Consider the following 15605-nt stretch of genomic DNA (forward strand, 5'->3'; position numbering starts at 1 on the left):
CGTACAGGCAGCTTAGAAAAGGAAGAGTACCAGGCGCGTAAAACTGGCACGGTTCACTGCCGTACAGGCAGCTTAGAAAGAGGCAGTGGCGCAGGTTGTTCGGCAGCTTGTGTTCACTGCCGTACAGGCAGCTTAGAAAATATGCAATGTTACCGAGTTAACACTGTAGTGGTTCACTGCCGTACAGGCAGCTTAGAAAAGTACGCCCTGCGCACCGGGTTGATCGCCTTTGTTCACTGCCGTACAGGCAGCATGCACAACGTAGGCCGGGTAAACGCAGTGCCACCCGGCAAAAAAGCCCGGTGGCGCTGACGCTTACCGGGCCTACGATCGAACGTTTATTGCTTATGCGAGGACCAAATCCCCCTGCGGATGGCACGAGCACGCCAGCACGTAACCCTCGGCAATTTCCGCGTCGGACAGCGTCATGGTGCTGGTGACGGTATATTCCCCTGAAACCACTTTCGTTTTACAGCAGCCGCACACGCCCGCACGGCAGGCCGCGACTACCGGCACCTTGTTGCTTTCCAGCACTTCCAGCAGCGTGGTGCCCACGCGGCCAAAGAAGGTCTGTGCGGGCTGCAGTTTGGTGAACTGAATCCCGCTGGTTGCCGCTTCCGCCACCGGCGTGAAGAACTGCTCTTTGAAGAAGCGGGTCACGCCAAGCGCTCTAACTTCTTTCTCCACGATATCCATGTACGGCGCCGGGCCGCAGGTCATCACGGTACGGTTCGCAATGTCCGGCACGCTTTGCAGTAGCTCGCGGCTCAGGCGACCGGGCACAAAACCGTGGGTCGCGTTGTGTTCCGCCACCAGCGTCACCGGATAATCACGCCACTCCTCGGCAAAAATCACATCTTCCGGAGAGCGCACGCTGAAGATTGTCTGCACGTCGGCCTGCGGGCGGTTCTTCGCCAGCCAGCGGCGCATCGACATGATCGGCGTTACGCCGCAGCCCGCCGCCAGCAGCAGGAATTTATCGTCTGCCTTATCGTCACAGGTGAAATCCCCCTGCGCGTCAGACAGCCAGATGTAATCCCCGCGCTTCACGTCACGGGTCAGCCACTGGGAGCCTGCGCCGTCATCAATGCGGCGGATAGTGAGCGTAATGTACTCGCTCACGCCCGGCGTGGAGGAGATCGTATAGGCGCGAAGCGTGTCCGCCGAGTTGCGAACGCTGACCAGCGCATACTGGCCCGCACGGTACGGATAGTAGTCGTGGCAGAGCAGCGACAGCGTCCACACATCCGGCGTCTCCTGATGGATGTGATGAACCTGCATCCGCCACGGACATTGTGAGGTTGGCATGGTCATGAATCGCTCCTTACGCGCTCAGCAGTTGCTTCATATCATCTTCAACGTTGGTCACGGAACGCAGACCGAATTTCTCGTTCAGCACCGCCAGCAGGTCCGGCATCAGGAAGCCTGGCGCGGTCGGGCCGGTTACGATGTTGGTCACGCCGAGAGAAAGCAGGGTCAACAGAATGACGATCGCTTTCTGCTCAAACCAGGAGAGCACCAGGGACAGCGGCAGATCGTTCACGCCGCAGCCGAGTTTTTCCGCCAGCGTGACCGCCAGAATGATGGCCGAGTAAGCATCATTGCACTGGCCTGCATCAATCAGGCGCGGCAGGCCTTCGATGTTGCCGAAGTCCAGCTTGTTGAAACGGTATTTACCGCACGCCAGGGTCAGGATCAGGCAATCATCCGGCACGCTGGTGGCGAAATCGGTGAAGTAGTTACGCTCGCCGCGCGCGCCGTCGCATCCCCCAACGAGGAAGATGTGGCGCAGCTTTTCACGGCTGACGAGGTCAATCAGAGAATCTGCCGCACCCAGCAGCGTTTCGCGACCGAAGCCAACGGTGATCAGATGTTCGATTTCGCTGTACGGGAAGCCCGCCATCTGCTGCGCCTGCTCGATAACCGGACCGAAATCGTCGCCTTCAAGGTGGCTCACGCCCGGCCAGCCGACGATGCTACGGGTCCAGATGCGGTCGTCATACGCGCCCACGGTAGGGTCGATGATGCAGTTGGAGGTCATCACGATAGGGCCAGGGAAGCGGGCGAACTCTACCTGCTGATTCTGCCAGCCGCTGCCGTAGTTACCCACCAGATGCTTGAACTTACGCAGTTCCGGGTAGCCGTGGGCGGGCAGCATTTCGCCGTGGGTATAGACGTTAACGCCGGTGCCTTCGGTCTGCTTCAGCAGGTTGTAGAGATCTTTCAGGTCGTGGCCGGAAATCAGGATGCATTTGCCTTCGGTCGCTTTGACGTTGACCTGCGTCGGGGTCGGATGACCGTAAGTGCTGGTTTCACCGGCATCCAGAATGCTCATGACCTTGAAGTTCATCTGGCCGATTTCCATTGCGCACTCGAGCAGGGCGTTCATGTCGGAAGGCCAGGTGCCGAGCCACGCCATAATTTTGTGGTACTGGGCGTAAATGTCGTTATCTGACTTCCCGAGAACGTGCGCGTGTTCCATATAAGCCGCTGCACCTTTCAGGCCGTACAGGCACAGCAGACGCAGGCCGAGGATGTTCTCGCCAATCGCCGCTTTGTCCTTATTAGGGGTAAATTCTGCGGCCTGGCGCTGTAGCTCGCCGAGGTCGTCGCTCACCAGCTGAAGCTCCGCCATTGGGTTGTCCACGCGGGCACTGGTATCGGCATTCAGGCACTGCGCTTTCAAAGCTTCGCGCAGGGCAATCGCTTCGCGGGCATAGCCGACGATGCGCGGAGAATCGAAGTTGACGTTAGTCAGCGTGGAGAAAAACGCGCGCGGCGCGAAGCTGTCGACGTAATGGTCGACGATGCCGTATTCACGGGCTTTGAAGGCCCAGGCGGAAAGACCATGCAGGGCGGCTATCAGCAGATCCTGCAGGTCTGATGTTTCTGCGGTTTTACCGCACATACCCTGCGCGTAAGAGCAGCCATTGCCTGCCGGGGTACGGATGGTTTGTTCACATTGCACACAAAACATAATCACACCTGTAAAAGTTATATTTAATATACATGTTTAAGGGTATGCCTGTGCCAGAACGGTGAAAAGAGCTTTCTGCGACAAAATAGAGGGAGATTGATTTAGCGCAATTTTGGCGGCAGGAGCCCTACCGCCACAGAGGTATCAGGCAGAGAAAAACGCCATCAGGACGGGAACCAGCAGGCTCAAAATAAAGCCGTGAACGATGGCTGCGGGCACCATCTCCAGCCCGCCCGAACGCTGGAGGACCGGCAGGGTAAAGTCCATCGACGTGGCGCCGCACAGGCCCAGTGCCGTCGAGCGGCTGCGGCGAACCAGACCCGGGATCAGCATGATGGCAATCAGCTCTCGCGCCAGATCGTTAAAGAAGGCGGCGCTGCCGATCACCGGGCCGAAGGATTCGGTCAGTAGAATACCGGAGAGGGAGTACCAGCCAAACCCGGAGGCCATCGCCAGGCCGGTTTTCAGCGGCAGATCGAGAATAAAGGCATTAATCACGCCCGCGACCATGGAGCTGACGACAACCATAACGGCAACGATCATTCCCCGACGGTTCAGGACAATCTGTTTCAGCGTCATACCGTTATTTCGCAGCTGAATACCAATCAGGAACAGCAGGAAGATCAGGGTATATTCGCTGGCGTCCGTCGCGTGCTGCAAAAATGTCCATCCGGTAAGGCCCAGAAGAAATCCAAGCACCACGACGCCGCAGAGCTTTAATGATTCCAGCGCCATTGCAATTCGGGAGGGAAGCTTTTCCTGGTGGTGATTATTTTTCCACGGAATAGTGCGTTCCAGCCACAGCAGGGCGGCAATATTGCACAGCAAAATAACCACCACGGTGACTGCAGAATAATGCAGGATGGAAAGTAAATTTGTCGCCAGATTATCCAGGAAGGCCAGGCTGATCCCCATAAAGAACAGAATGACGTAAACAATCCAGCTGAGAAAACGGTTAATAAGCTTTAAGGCCGATTCATGACGCAGCGGAATAAGATAGCCCACAATCAGGGGCAGCAGAATAATGAGGAGTCCTGAAAACATGAACAGCCGGTCCTTTTGAGTTTCTGTTAAGCGCCAGAGACACTACCCAATAAAGGCTGCTCAGTAAAGCGGCAAAAGAAAGCCGGGCGGCGGCTGCGCCTTACCCGGCTTGTGTCTATGTGGGGGTGCGGCCTGTTGCCCTCACCCCGACCCTCTCCCACGGGGAGAGGGAGGGAAAGATTAATCGCGTTTTTCCAGCAGAGTGCGGTACAGCACGCCGCCCAGAATACCGCCGACGATCGGCATCACCCAGAACAGCCACAGCTGCTCAAGCGCCCAGCCGCCCTGGAAAATGGCGACGGCGGTGCTGCGCGCCGGGTTAACGGAGGTGTTGGTCACCGGAATGGAGATCAGGTGGATCAGCGTCAGCGCCAGACCAATGGCGATGGGCGCGAAGCCTGCAGGCGCGTGTTTGTCTGTTGCACCGTGGATCACCAGCAGGAAGCCTGCGGTCAGTACAATTTCAATTACAATGGCAGAAAGCATGGAATAACCGCCCGGAGAGTGTTCGCCGAAGCCGTTAGAGGCGAAGCCGCTGGCCGCCGCGTCAAAACCTGCTTTACCGCTGGCAATGACGTACAGCACGCCCGCCGCAATAATACCACCAACCACCTGCGCCACGATGTAGCCAATAACCTCTTTCGCCGGGAAACGCCCGCCCGCCCATAAGCCTAATGTCACCGCCGGGTTAAAATGACCGCCGGAAATATGCCCCACGGCGAAAGCCATGGTTAATACGGTTAAGCCAAATGCCAGCGCGACGCCGACAAAACCAATACCTAATTCCGGGAATGCTGCTGCCAGAACGGCGCTACCGCAGCCACCAAATACCAGCCAGAATGTACCAAAGCATTCTGCTGCCAATTTTCTAAACATAACCACCTCAAAATAATTTTCCACGCGTTTTCCCGCGCGCGGGATATATCGCCATAAAGGGATGACGACTCAAAGAGCCCGTATTTTAAAAACCAACAACATCCCTTCGCCACTTAAATAAATTCGGTTAATTTGATTTAAGGCAATGTGATGTTAATCCTTGTTCAAATCAGCGGTAAATAGAGCATAGTTCAAATCCCGCAAGGGTGAATGTTCTGCTGTCATGCCAGGGTTCCTGCCGCTATACTGCTGATAACTTAAAGGAAAAAGTGATTATTTCGCGGGGGATTTATGCTTCTCGAACGTGTGGAAATTGTCGGGTTTCGCGGTATTAACCGCCTGTCGCTGCAGCTGGAGCAGAACAACGTCCTGATCGGCGAGAACGCGTGGGGTAAGTCCAGCCTGCTTGATGCACTAACGCTGCTGCTTTCACCCGAAGACAAGCTGTATCACTTCGTCCACGATGATTTCTGGTTCCCGCCCGGCGATATCGCGGGCCGCGAGAAGCACCTGCATATCATCCTGACGTTCCGTGAATCTGAACCCGGCCGTCACCGCGTGCGTCGCTTCCGCCCGCTGTCGCCCTGCTGGGTGCCCTGCGACGACGGTTTCCACCGGATTTTCTATCGGCTGGAAGGTGAGATGGCGGAAAACGAGGGGGTACTTACCCTGCGTGAATTCCTCGATGAGAAAGCCAACCCGATTCCGCTGGAGAATATCGACGATCTGGCGCGTCACCTTATCCGCCTGACGCCGGTGTTACGCCTGCGCGATGCGCGCTTTATGCGCCGTATTCGTAACGGCACCGTACCGAATATGCCGGAGGTGGAAGTCACCGCCCGCGAGCTGGATTTCCTGGCGCGAGAGCTGGTGTCGCGTCCGCAAAACCTCACCGATGGTCAAATTCGTCAGGGGCTGTCGGCGATGGTGCAACTGCTGGAGCACTATTTTTCCGAGCAGGGCACCGCGGAGTCGCGCCATCGTTTGATGCGCCGCCGTTCTCATGATGAACAGCGCAGCTGGCGCTATCTCGACATCATCAACCGGATGATCGACCGGCCCGGCGGGCGTACCCATCGGGTGATTTTGCTGGGGCTGTTTTCAACGCTTCTGCAGGCGAAGGGCACCGTGCGTCTTGACCGGGATGCCCGCCCGCTGCTGCTGGTGGAAGATCCGGAAACGCGCCTGCACCCCATCATGCTCTCCGTGGCGTGGCACCTGCTGAATCTGCTGCCGCTCCAGCGGATTACCACCACCAACTCCGGTGAGCTGCTATCGCTGACGCCGGTGGAGCACATCTGCCGTCTGGTGCGCGAGTCCTCCCGCGTATCCGCATACCGCCTCGGGCCCGGCGGGATGAACGCCGAAGACGGGCGGCGAATCGCGTTTCATATACGCTTTAATCGCGCCTCGTCGCTCTTCGCCCGCTGCTGGCTGCTGGTGGAAGGGGAAACGGAGACCTGGGTCATCAACGAACTGGCGCGCCAGTGCGGTCACCATTTTGATGCCGAAGGTATTAAGGTGATCGAATTTGCCCAGTCGGGATTAAAACCGCTGATAAAATTTGCCCGCCGAATGGGAATTGAATGGCATGTGCTGGTGGACGGCGACGAGGCGGGGAAAAAATATGCCTCAACCGTGCGCAGCCTGCTGAACAACGAGCGGGAAGAAGAACGGGATCATTTAACGATGCTGCCCGCGATGGACATGGAGCATTTTATGTACCGTCAGGGCTTTGACGACGTCTTCCACCGCATTGCGATGGTGCCGGTCGACGTCCCGATGAACATGCGGCGCGTGATCGCCAAAGCTATTCACCGCTCGTCGAAACCGGACTTAGCCATTGAAGTGGCGACGGAAGCGGGAAGGCGGGGCGTAGAGGCGGTTCCGACCCTGCTGCGGAAAATGTTCTCCCGCGTGCTGTGGCTGGCACGCGGAAGGGCGGATTAACGTTCGGTCGCCTGTTTCACCTGCTGAATCAGGCTATCCAGCAGCGCGTAGCGGCGACGGTATTCGGCGCGTTTTTTGCTCGCGATCTCTTCCACGGGTTTACGCGGCATGGCAAGCGGCAGCATAAAGTGGCCGCTCTCCTGTTTTTCCCCACCGAGGGAACTCCAGAAGCCGTCGTAATCGGCCAGCAGTTTTCCCTCTTTTTTCTTGCGGTAGCGCCAGCTGCGATAAATATGGGTGGCATTACTGACGGCAACAATCTGCGCGACCGGGAATGCGGCGCCGAACGTCATGGCGGCTTCAACCAGCAGGCGTTTCGGGAACAGACCGTGGCAGGCCTTCGTCGCTTTCTGGATCAGCTCATGGGGAACATGCGCTTTCGCGCCCTGCAAACCGCCGATGAACAGCGTCGATTTTCCTTCAAACTGGCAGAGCGTAAAGGTTAGCTCCGCCAGCACCGTATTCTGAACGTCGCAGAAGGTGAGGGTGGCCTCTCCCTCTTTATCCAGGAACGCATCGGCACACAGGCGGACGGTAAATTGCTGTTCATCTTTCCCGGTTAAGGTCAGCAGCGTAGTCCCCTGTGTCGAAAGATAGCCCTTCAGGAGCGTGGCCGGGAGCTGGCGGCTCATGGCCTGATAATGCCAGTTCAGGGATTCCAGCGCGTGCTGGCGATCCATCTTCACCGTCAGCCAGGGACGATGAAGCCGACACGGCAAACCGGGCTGCACCTGTAGCATCTGCATCAGACGCGGCTGCTTAGCGAGGTTTGTTAACAGGCGAGAGGTGCTCACGGGCGTCGCCAGAGAACGCAGCATGAACTTACGGCGATAGGCGGGGTTCTGCCATGCAAGGCCGGGCGCGATCTTGCCGAACGCCAGGTTTTTGAAGAGCTGCCAGCCGGATATCGGCTGCGTCAGGTTTGGAAGAGGTGTATCGACGATAGAAGACATGATAAATCCTGAGTCTTTTGGAATACCGCTATTTCAGCAGGGGAAATATCAACGTCTTGTAAACAAATTAGGGTGATTTCGGAGAACAGGGGTTTCGTTAAGGAGTCGTTTAGATAGAATCAACGTTTATTATTGCCAGAACATTTATTTGGAATATTTATGAACCTCAAGGGAAAACGCAGAACGCTGTTTCTGCTGCTGGCGCTGGTGATTGTAGCCGGTGGATTCTGGTTATGGCAGGTGCTTAACGCGCCTGTGCCGCAGTACCAGACGCTGATCGTTCGTCCGGGTGAACTGCAGCAAAATGTCCTTGCGACGGGCAAACTTGATGCGCTGCGCAAAGTTGACGTCGGCGCTCAGGTCAGCGGCCAGCTGAAAACGCTGTCGGTAGAGATTGGCGACAAGGTGAAAAAAGGCCAGCTGCTTGGCGTTATCGATCCCGAGCAGGCTGAGAACCAGATCCGCGAAGTGGAAGCGACGCTGATGGAGCTGCGCGCGCAGCGTGCGCAGGCGCAGGCAGAGCGTAACCTGGCGCAGGTAACGCTGACCCGCCAGCAGGCGCTGGCGAAAACCCAGGCTATCTCCAAACAGGATTTAGACACCGCCGCGACTGAACTGGCGGTGAAACAGGCGCAGATTGGCACGATCGACGCGCAAATCAAGCGTAACCAGGCCTCGCTGGATACGGCGAAAACCAATCTTGATTACACAAAGATCGTCGCGCCGATGGCCGGGGAAGTGACGCAAATTACCACGCTGCAGGGCCAGACGGTGATTGCCGCCCAGCAGGCGCCAAACATTCTGACGCTGGCGGACATGAGCACCATGCTGGTGAAGGCCCAGGTCTCCGAGGCGGACGTGATCCATCTTAAGCCAGGTCAGAATGCCTGGTTTACCGTACTCGGCGATCCGCAGACCCGCTACGAAGGCGTGCTGAAAGACATTCTGCCGACGCCGGAAAAGGTTAACGACGCCATTTTCTACTACGCGCGTTTTGAAGTGCCAAACCCGAAGGGCGTGCTGCGCCTGGACATGACCGCGCAGGTGCACATCCAGCTGACCGGCGTGAAGAACGTGCTGACCGTTCCGCTCTCCGCGCTGGGTGAATCCGCCGGGGACAATCGCTATAAGGTGAAAGTGCTGCGCAACGGTGAAACGCGCGAGCGCGAGGTGGTGATTGGCGCGCGCAACGACACCGACGTGGTGGTGGAGAAAGGGCTGGAAGAGGGCGAGGAGGTTGTTGTCAGCGAAAGCCTGCCCGGAGCCGCTAAATGACCGCGCTGCTTGAGCTGAAGGACATTCGTCGCAGCTATCCGTCCGGCGACGGCCCGGTGGAGGTGCTGAAGGGCATCTCCCTGCGCGTCGAAGCGGGCGAGATGGTGGCGATTGTAGGCGCATCGGGCTCCGGTAAATCGACGCTGATGAACATTCTCGGCTGTCTGGATAAACCCACCAGCGGTACGTACCGCGTGGCCGGGACGGACGTCTCGACGCTGGACGGCGACGCGCTGGCGAAGCTGCGCCGGGAACACTTTGGCTTTATCTTCCAGCGTTACCACTTGCTCTCTCACCTGAGCGCGGCGCAGAACGTGGAGGTTCCCGCGGTGTATGCGGGCGTTGAGCGGAAGAAACGCCTTGAGCGCGCGAAGGCGCTGTTAACGCGTCTGGGGCTGGCGGAGCGGGTGGAGTACCAGCCGTCGCAGCTGTCCGGCGGCCAGCAGCAGCGCGTGAGTATTGCCCGCGCCCTGATGAACGGCGGGCAGGTGATCCTTGCGGATGAACCGACCGGGGCGCTCGACAGCCGCTCCGGCGAAGAGGTGATGGCGATCCTGCACCAGCTGCGCGATCAGGGCCACACGGTGATTATCGTGACCCACGATCCGCAGGTGGCAAAGCAGGCCGAACGCATTATAGAGATCCACGACGGCGAGCTGGTGAGCAACCCGCCGCCGCGTGAGTCCCGCGCGGCGGCACCGAAGGAAGCGCTGCCTGCGTCAACCGGCTGGGCGCAGTTCTCCAGCGGCTTTCGTGAAGCGCTGACCATGGCCTGGCTGGCGATGGCGGCCAACAAAATGCGCACCCTGCTGACCATGCTCGGCATCATTATCGGTATTGCCTCGGTGGTGTCGATTGTGGTGGTGGGCGACGCGGCCAAGCAGCTGGTGCTGGCGGATATCCGCGCCATCGGGACCAACACCATTGACGTCTATCCCGGCAAAGACTTCGGCGACGACGAGCCGCAGTATCAGCAGGCGCTCAAGTATGACGATCTGGCGGCGATTCAGAAGCAGCCGTGGGTGAACTCCGCCACGCCTGCGGTCTCGCAAAACCTCCGTCTGCGCTACGGCAATATCGACGTGGCGGCCAGCGCCAACGGCGTGAGCGGCGACTACTTCAACGTCTACGGCATGACCTTCAGCGAAGGCGCCACCTTCAACGCCGAGCAGCTGGCGGGGAGGGCGCAGGTGGTGGTGCTGGACGCCAACTCGCGCAGGCAGCTCTTCCCCAATAAAGCGAACGTGGTGGGCGAAGTGATCCTCGTCGGCAACATGCCTGCCACGGTCATTGGCGTGGCGGAAGAGAAGCAGTCGATGTTCGGCAGCAGCAAGATCCTGCGCGTCTGGCTGCCGTATACCACCATCTCCGGGCGGATTATGGGCCAGTCGTGGCTTAACTCCATCACCGTGCGCGTGAAGGAGGGCTACGACAGCGCGCTGGCGGAACAGCAGCTGGAACGGCTGTTAACGTTGCGCCATGGGAAGAAGGATTTCTTCACCTGGAATATGGACGGCCTCTTGAAAACGGCGGAAAAGACCACACGTACTCTTCAGTTGTTCCTGACGCTGGTGGCGGTGATCTCGCTGGTCGTTGGCGGTATCGGGGTGATGAATATCATGCTGGTGTCGGTAACTGAACGCACCCGGGAGATTGGCATCCGCATGGCAGTCGGGGCCAGGGCCAGCGACGTGCTTCAGCAGTTTTTAATTGAAGCGGTGCTGGTATGCCTGGTGGGCGGCGCGATGGGCATTGCGCTCTCGATGATGATTGCCTTTGCGCTCCAGCTCTTTTTACCCGGCTGGGAGATTGGTTTCTCGCCGATGGCGATACTCACCGCGTTTTTGTGTTCCACCTTTACCGGGATTTTGTTTGGCTGGCTGCCTGCGCGCAACGCGGCGCGGCTGGATCCGGTGGACGCGCTGGCTCGGGAATAACCCGAAAATAAAAATGCCAGCCGATCGGGCTGGCATTTTGACTGCGTGATGTACACAATAAAACAGAGAGCTATGCAACCGTTTCTGCTTCAACGGGTACGATTAGGCTTGCATGATTGCCTTTTGGTCCCTGATGTACATCGAACCGGACGGACTGCCCGGCTTTGAGCGTCCTGTAACCATCCATCTGAATGGTGGAATAGTGAGCGAAGATATCTTCGCCGCCGCCTTCGGGGCAGATGAAGCCAAACCCCTTGGCGTTGTTGAACCACTTAACAGTACCCATTTCCATGCTTCGACATCCTTCGTAAATCTTATAAATTAAGATGGAATGAACCGGTGGTGGAGTGGGGGCTGTTCAAAACCTCGCCATCTCACGCTTGTACAATTTAGATAAACGAAAGACGTCGTCAAGCGTTTGGCGCTGGAGTTGGGACAATAATCAACCAAAGTTTGAAGCAGTTAACGCTATTGCAACAGTTTGTGACAGACATCGCGGATGACAGTAATAGATGATTGTTATCTAACATCTGAGGTAGATTCAAAGTGGTTATGCAAAATGGGTAAGACCAACGACTGGCTGGATTTTGACCAGCTGGCGGAAGATAAAGTGCGCGACGCGCTAAAACCGCCATCTATGTATAAAGTTATGTTAATGAACGATGATTACACGCCGATGGAATTTGTTATTGACGTGCTACAAAAGTTCTTTTCTTATGATGTAGAACGTGCAACGCAACTGATGCTTACCGTTCATTATCGTGGCAAAGCTATCTGCGGCATTTTTACCGCCGAGGTGGCGGAAACCAAAGTGGCGATGGTGAACGACTATGCGAGGGAGAACGAGCATCCGTTGCTGTGTACGCTGGAAAAGGCCTGATAAGGCATAAAATTGGGGGAGGTGCCTATGCTCAATCAAGAACTGGAACTCAGTTTAAACATGGCTTTCGCCAGAGCGCGTGAGCACCGACATGAGTTTATGACCGTCGAGCATTTACTGCTCGCACTGCTTAGCAACCCATCTGCCCGCGAAGCGCTGGAAGCCTGCTCCGTGGATCTGGTGGCGCTACGTCAGGAACTCGAAGCCTTCATCGAACAAACCACACCGGTGCTGCCAGCCAGTGAAGAGGAGCGCGACACGCAGCCGACGCTCAGCTTCCAGCGCGTGCTGCAGCGCGCGGTTTTCCACGTCCAGTCTTCCGGACGTAGCGAAGTGACTGGCGCAAACGTCTTAGTCGCCATCTTCAGCGAGCAGGAGTCACAGGCTGCCTATCTGCTGCGCAAACACGAAGTCAGCCGCCTCGACGTGGTTAACTTTATTTCTCACGGAACGCGCAAAGACGAGCCTAACCAGGCATCGGATTCCAGCAATCAGGTCAATAACAATGAAGAGCAAGCAGGCGGGGAGGATCATATGGAAAACTTCACCACCAACCTTAATCAGCTTGCTCGCGTTGGCGGCATCGACCCGCTGATTGGCCGCGATAAAGAGCTGGAGCGCGCGATTCAGGTGCTGTGCCGTCGCCGCAAGAACAACCCGCTGCTGGTGGGCGAGTCAGGCGTGGGTAAAACGGCGATTGCCGAAGGTCTTGCCTGGCGCATTGTGCAGGGCGACGTGCCGGAAGTGATTGCCGACTGCACCATCTACTCGCTGGATATTGGCTCGCTGCTGGCGGGCACTAAATACCGCGGTGATTTTGAAAAACGCTTCAAGGCGCTGTTAAAACAGCTGGAGCAGGATACCAACAGCATCCTGTTTATCGATGAGATCCACACCATCATCGGCGCAGGTGCGGCTTCCGGTGGCCAGGTGGATGCGGCAAACCTGATCAAACCGTTGCTTTCAAGCGGCAAGATCCGCGTGATGGGCTCCACGACGTACCAGGAGTTCAGCAACATTTTTGAGAAAGATCGCGCGCTGGCGCGTCGTTTCCAGAAAATCGACGTCACCGAGCCGTCGGTTGACGAAACGGTGCAGATCATCAACGGCCTGAAAACCAAGTACGAAGCGCACCACGACGTGCGTTACACCGCGAAAGCGGTGCGTGCGGCGGTGGAGCTGGCGGTGAAATACATCAACGACCGTCACCTGCCGGATAAGGCGATTGACGTGATTGATGAGGCCGGGGCGCGTGCGCGCCTGATGCCGGCCAGCAAGCGTAAGAAAACCGTTAACGTGGCGGATATCGAGTCCGTGGTCGCCCGCATCGCGCGTATTCCTGAGAAAAGCGTCTCTCAGAGCGATCGCGATACGCTGCGCACGCTCGGCAATCGCCTGAAAATGCTGGTCTTTGGTCAGGATAAAGCCATTGAGGCCTTAACCGAAGCGATCAAGATGGCCCGTGCCGGCCTGGGGCATGACCACAAGCCCGTTGGTTCCTTCCTGTTTGCCGGTCCGACCGGCGTGGGGAAAACCGAGGTGACGGTTCAGCTCTCCAAAGCGCTGGGCATTGAGCTGCTGCGCTTTGATATGTCCGAGTATATGGAGCGTCACACCGTCAGCCGTTTGATTGGTGCACCTCCGGGCTACGTGGGCTTTGACCAGGGCGGCCTGCTCACCGACGCGGTGATCAAGCATCCGCACGCGGTACTGCTGCTCGATGAAATCGAGAAAGCGCATCCGGACGTGTTCAACATCCTGTTGCAGGTGATGGACAACGGGACGCTGACCGATAACAACGGGCGCAAGGCGGACTTCCGCAACGTGGTGCTGGTGATGACCACTAACGCCGGGGTACGTGAAACCGAGCGCAAATCCATCGGCCTGATCCACCAGGATAACAGCACCGATGCGATGGAGGAGATCAAGAAGATCTTCACGCCGGAGTTCCGTAACCGTCTGGACAACATTATCTGGTTCGATCACCTGTCTACCGAGGTGATCCATCAGGTGGTGGATAAGTTCATCGTCGAGCTGCAGGTTCAGCTGGATCAGAAAGGCGTCTCGCTGGAAGTGAGCCAGGAGGCCCGCAACTGGCTGGCCGAGAAAGGCTACGACCGCGCGATGGGGGCCCGTCCGATGGCGCGCGTGATTCAGGACAACCTGAAGAAACCGCTGGCGAACGAGCTTCTGTTTGGCTCGCTGGTGGACGGCGGTCAGGTGACCGTGGCGCTGGATCAGGCGAAGAACGAGCTGACGTACGATTTCCAGAGTGCGGCGAAGCACAAGCCGGAAGCGGCTCACTGAGTTGAAAGGTAAAAGCAAAACGGCAACTTCGGTTGCCGTTTTTGTGTTTGCAAGTAAAGAGACGTATGGGCATATCAGAAAAAGGACTCTTTGGAGTCCTTTTTTATGCTACTGCTCTTTCATTCCATGAGTCTTTGAACATTATGTTCCCATCACAGTAAATCCATTCTATAGATTCATAACGAATTTCAATTTCTTCCATATGCTTACTTGCAACGCCCATTGGAAATAAAATGGGGGAAATCCTTGTAATTTTTACGTTCTCCATCTTTATATTAAAGTATTCTACTTCTATTCCTGCTTCATTAATCCTGTACATTTTTATTAAAGCAGTTTTAAGTGTTCTACCCTGACATACCGCCCTGAATAAATAGGGAGTGAGGCGATCTATCTCTTTTTCAAATGTAATTGGAACATGTAGGCGCGTACCAGTAAGTTTTCCAGTGTTATAATCTGTAGGGATCCATACAGAATGATTGAACGATTTAAGTTCTGTCGAACCCAATCGTGTAGGCATTAAGCACTCCCCCATTATAGGTGAGTTATTTTCATCGGTAAGCCACATATATGCTGGTATAGACATTTATTTTTTTCCTTTATAAAAAAGTACTAATGAAAATATAGTCACTACTATAGAGGCGATAATTATAAATGAAACCTTGTTATTATTTACTAGAGCCGAAACGAAAATGGAGATCATTATAATAAAAAAATAATCCCCCAACCTATAAGATCATTAATGCAATCACCTTTAATACTGGTAAATAAACGCTTAACACAACGCCAAAGAAATTCATTTATCAAATTAAACATTATCACATCATTCTCTTTAATGCTTGGGTAATTTCCTCATTCGAGGCTAAGCTAATATTCAGATATCCTGCTTTCAGGATAATCGGTTCGATCAAGAAATACAGCATTTCTAATCCCTCTCTATATAAAGCATTATAAAATAATGGACAATAATATTTTAGATTATTTGCACTTTCAGCAGCATGTTGAACAATGCCATAAATATTTGCGCCTCCCACCACCCATCCGACTCTGCTACCAATTTTTTTCATTAATGCATCTTGTACTACTAAACTCATCTTATTCCCGTAGCATATATAAGATGTCACAGTATATATTAAACCATTTTTTGAAATGTATTTTATAGAGTAGTGTGTTGTAAAGGGTGTTAATTTCTCAAGGATTGATTTTTTTTCTACTTCACTCTTATTTTTTAGAAGTGTTTCAATGTATATTTTTATCATCCGGAATATAACATCCCGATGCTTTATCAGTTCATACAGAGAAAACAAAAATCTTTTATCCTCAGATATTAGTTTATTACACACATCTTGATAATTGTCTGTAAGACAAGAAGTATAATAAAGTAATCGTGTTACGCCATCCTCCAGACC

General features: G+C 55.3%; 13 protein-coding genes. 5 read left to right on the plus strand and 8 right to left on the minus strand.

Annotation, left to right across the window (positions count from 1 at the left end):
* Nucleotides 1–345: 345 nt before the first annotated feature.
* The 4 genes from hcr to aqpZ all read right to left on the minus strand — a co-directional run bounded on the left by hcr (nt 346) and on the right by aqpZ (nt 4897).
* Nucleotides 346–1314, minus strand: coding sequence for an NADH oxidoreductase (gene hcr / locus INF77_RS21485; protein ID WP_193531984.1), 969 nt, complete (start codon nt 1312–1314; stop codon nt 346–348).
* A 10-nt stretch (nt 1315–1324) separates the two neighbouring features.
* Nucleotides 1325–2977: a hydroxylamine reductase gene (gene hcp / locus INF77_RS21490; protein ID WP_193531983.1), complete on the minus strand. Its 1653-nt coding sequence runs from the start codon at nt 2975–2977 to the stop codon at nt 1325–1327.
* 144 nt (nt 2978–3121) lie between these two features.
* The gene (locus INF77_RS21495; RefSeq protein ID WP_028012543.1) at nt 3122–4021 is read right to left on the minus strand and encodes a lysine exporter LysO family protein; all 900 of its coding nucleotides are present in this window, start codon (nt 4019–4021) and stop codon (nt 3122–3124) included.
* Nucleotides 4022–4201: 180 nt separating this feature from the next.
* A complete protein-coding gene (gene aqpZ, locus INF77_RS21500) occupies nt 4202–4897 on the minus strand; it encodes an aquaporin Z (RefSeq protein ID WP_028012545.1) in 696 nt (231 codons plus the stop codon).
* A 291-nt stretch (nt 4898–5188) separates the two neighbouring features.
* Between aqpZ and INF77_RS21505 the strand changes: the two genes are divergently transcribed.
* Nucleotides 5189–6847: an ATP-dependent endonuclease gene (locus INF77_RS21505; RefSeq protein WP_193531982.1), complete on the plus strand. Its 1659-nt coding sequence runs from the start codon at nt 5189–5191 to the stop codon at nt 6845–6847.
* On the opposite strand, the gene INF77_RS21510 is transcribed toward INF77_RS21505, so the two are convergent.
* Nucleotides 6844–7800, minus strand: a complete 957-nt coding sequence (locus INF77_RS21510) for a VirK/YbjX family protein (protein ID WP_048960575.1) — start codon at nt 7798–7800, stop codon at nt 6844–6846. The genes INF77_RS21505 and INF77_RS21510 overlap by 4 nt on opposite strands.
* 159 nt (nt 7801–7959) lie before the next feature.
* On the opposite strand from INF77_RS21510, the gene macA reads away from it, so the two are divergent.
* Together macA and macB are read left to right on the plus strand one after the other, a co-directional pair.
* A complete protein-coding gene (macA, locus tag INF77_RS21515; RefSeq protein WP_041910641.1) occupies nt 7960–9075 on the plus strand; it encodes a macrolide transporter subunit MacA in 1116 nt (371 codons plus the stop codon).
* Complete coding sequence (gene macB, locus INF77_RS21520) at nt 9072–11012, plus strand: macrolide ABC transporter ATP-binding protein/permease MacB (RefSeq protein ID WP_126817690.1); 1941 nt, start codon at nt 9072–9074, stop codon at nt 11010–11012. The genes macA and macB overlap by 4 nt, the downstream gene beginning before the upstream one ends.
* A gap of 70 nt (nt 11013–11082) precedes the next feature.
* On the opposite strand, the gene cspD is transcribed toward macB, so the two are convergent.
* A complete protein-coding gene (cspD, locus tag INF77_RS21525; protein ID WP_006809408.1) occupies nt 11083–11304 on the minus strand; it encodes a cold shock-like protein CspD in 222 nt (73 codons plus the stop codon).
* Nucleotides 11305–11571: 267 nt separating this feature from the next.
* On the opposite strand from cspD, the gene clpS reads away from it, so the two are divergent.
* Together clpS and clpA are read left to right on the plus strand one after the other, a co-directional pair.
* Entirely contained in the window at nt 11572–11892 is a 321-nt protein-coding gene (clpS, locus tag INF77_RS21530) for an ATP-dependent Clp protease adapter ClpS (RefSeq protein WP_006174393.1), read from the plus strand.
* Nucleotides 11893–11919: 27 nt separating this feature from the next.
* Nucleotides 11920–14199 (plus strand): ATP-dependent Clp protease ATP-binding subunit ClpA, encoded by a 2280-nt coding sequence (gene clpA, locus INF77_RS21535; RefSeq protein WP_193531981.1) that lies wholly within the window; start codon nt 11920–11922, stop codon nt 14197–14199.
* Between the two features lie 103 nt (nt 14200–14302).
* Here the strand turns inward: clpA and INF77_RS21540 are convergent, their stop codons facing one another.
* Together INF77_RS21540 and INF77_RS23360 are read right to left on the minus strand one after the other, a co-directional pair.
* Nucleotides 14303–14782, minus strand: a complete 480-nt coding sequence (locus INF77_RS21540) for a type VI secretion system tube protein TssD (RefSeq protein WP_069732560.1) — start codon at nt 14780–14782, stop codon at nt 14303–14305.
* A gap of 232 nt (nt 14783–15014) precedes the next feature.
* Nucleotides 15015–15605: hypothetical protein (locus tag INF77_RS23360; protein ID WP_227415171.1), on the minus strand; the 591-nt coding region annotated here is incomplete at its 5' end.

Origin of the sequence: Enterobacter cloacae complex sp. P1B (assembly GCF_014982345.1) — a bacterium.
Taxonomy (GTDB): domain Bacteria; phylum Pseudomonadota; class Gammaproteobacteria; order Enterobacterales; family Enterobacteriaceae; genus Enterobacter; species Enterobacter bugandensis.

Bases quoted from the DNA above. Each gene is read 5' to 3' on its own strand.
- hcr (WP_193531984.1), bottom strand. From the start codon at position 1,314: ATGACCATGCCAACCTCACAATGTCCGTGGCGGATGCAGGTTCATCAC.
- hcp (WP_193531983.1), bottom strand. From the start codon at position 2,977: ATGTTTTGTGTGCAATGTGAACAAACCATCCGTACCCCGGCAGGCAAT.
- INF77_RS21495 (WP_028012543.1), bottom strand. From the start codon at position 4,021: ATGTTTTCAGGACTCCTCATTATTCTGCTGCCCCTGATTGTGGGCTAT.
- aqpZ (WP_028012545.1), bottom strand. From the start codon at position 4,897: ATGTTTAGAAAATTGGCAGCAGAATGCTTTGGTACATTCTGGCTGGTA.
- INF77_RS21505 (WP_193531982.1), top strand. From the start codon at position 5,189: ATGCTTCTCGAACGTGTGGAAATTGTCGGGTTTCGCGGTATTAACCGC.
- INF77_RS21510 (WP_048960575.1), bottom strand. From the start codon at position 7,800: ATGTCTTCTATCGTCGATACACCTCTTCCAAACCTGACGCAGCCGATA.
- macA (WP_041910641.1), top strand. From the start codon at position 7,960: ATGAACCTCAAGGGAAAACGCAGAACGCTGTTTCTGCTGCTGGCGCTG.
- macB (WP_126817690.1), top strand. From the start codon at position 9,072: ATGACCGCGCTGCTTGAGCTGAAGGACATTCGTCGCAGCTATCCGTCC.
- cspD (WP_006809408.1), bottom strand. From the start codon at position 11,304: ATGGAAATGGGTACTGTTAAGTGGTTCAACAACGCCAAGGGGTTTGGC.
- clpS (WP_006174393.1), top strand. From the start codon at position 11,572: ATGGGTAAGACCAACGACTGGCTGGATTTTGACCAGCTGGCGGAAGAT.
- clpA (WP_193531981.1), top strand. From the start codon at position 11,920: ATGCTCAATCAAGAACTGGAACTCAGTTTAAACATGGCTTTCGCCAGA.
- INF77_RS21540 (WP_069732560.1), bottom strand. From the start codon at position 14,782: ATGTCTATACCAGCATATATGTGGCTTACCGATGAAAATAACTCACCT.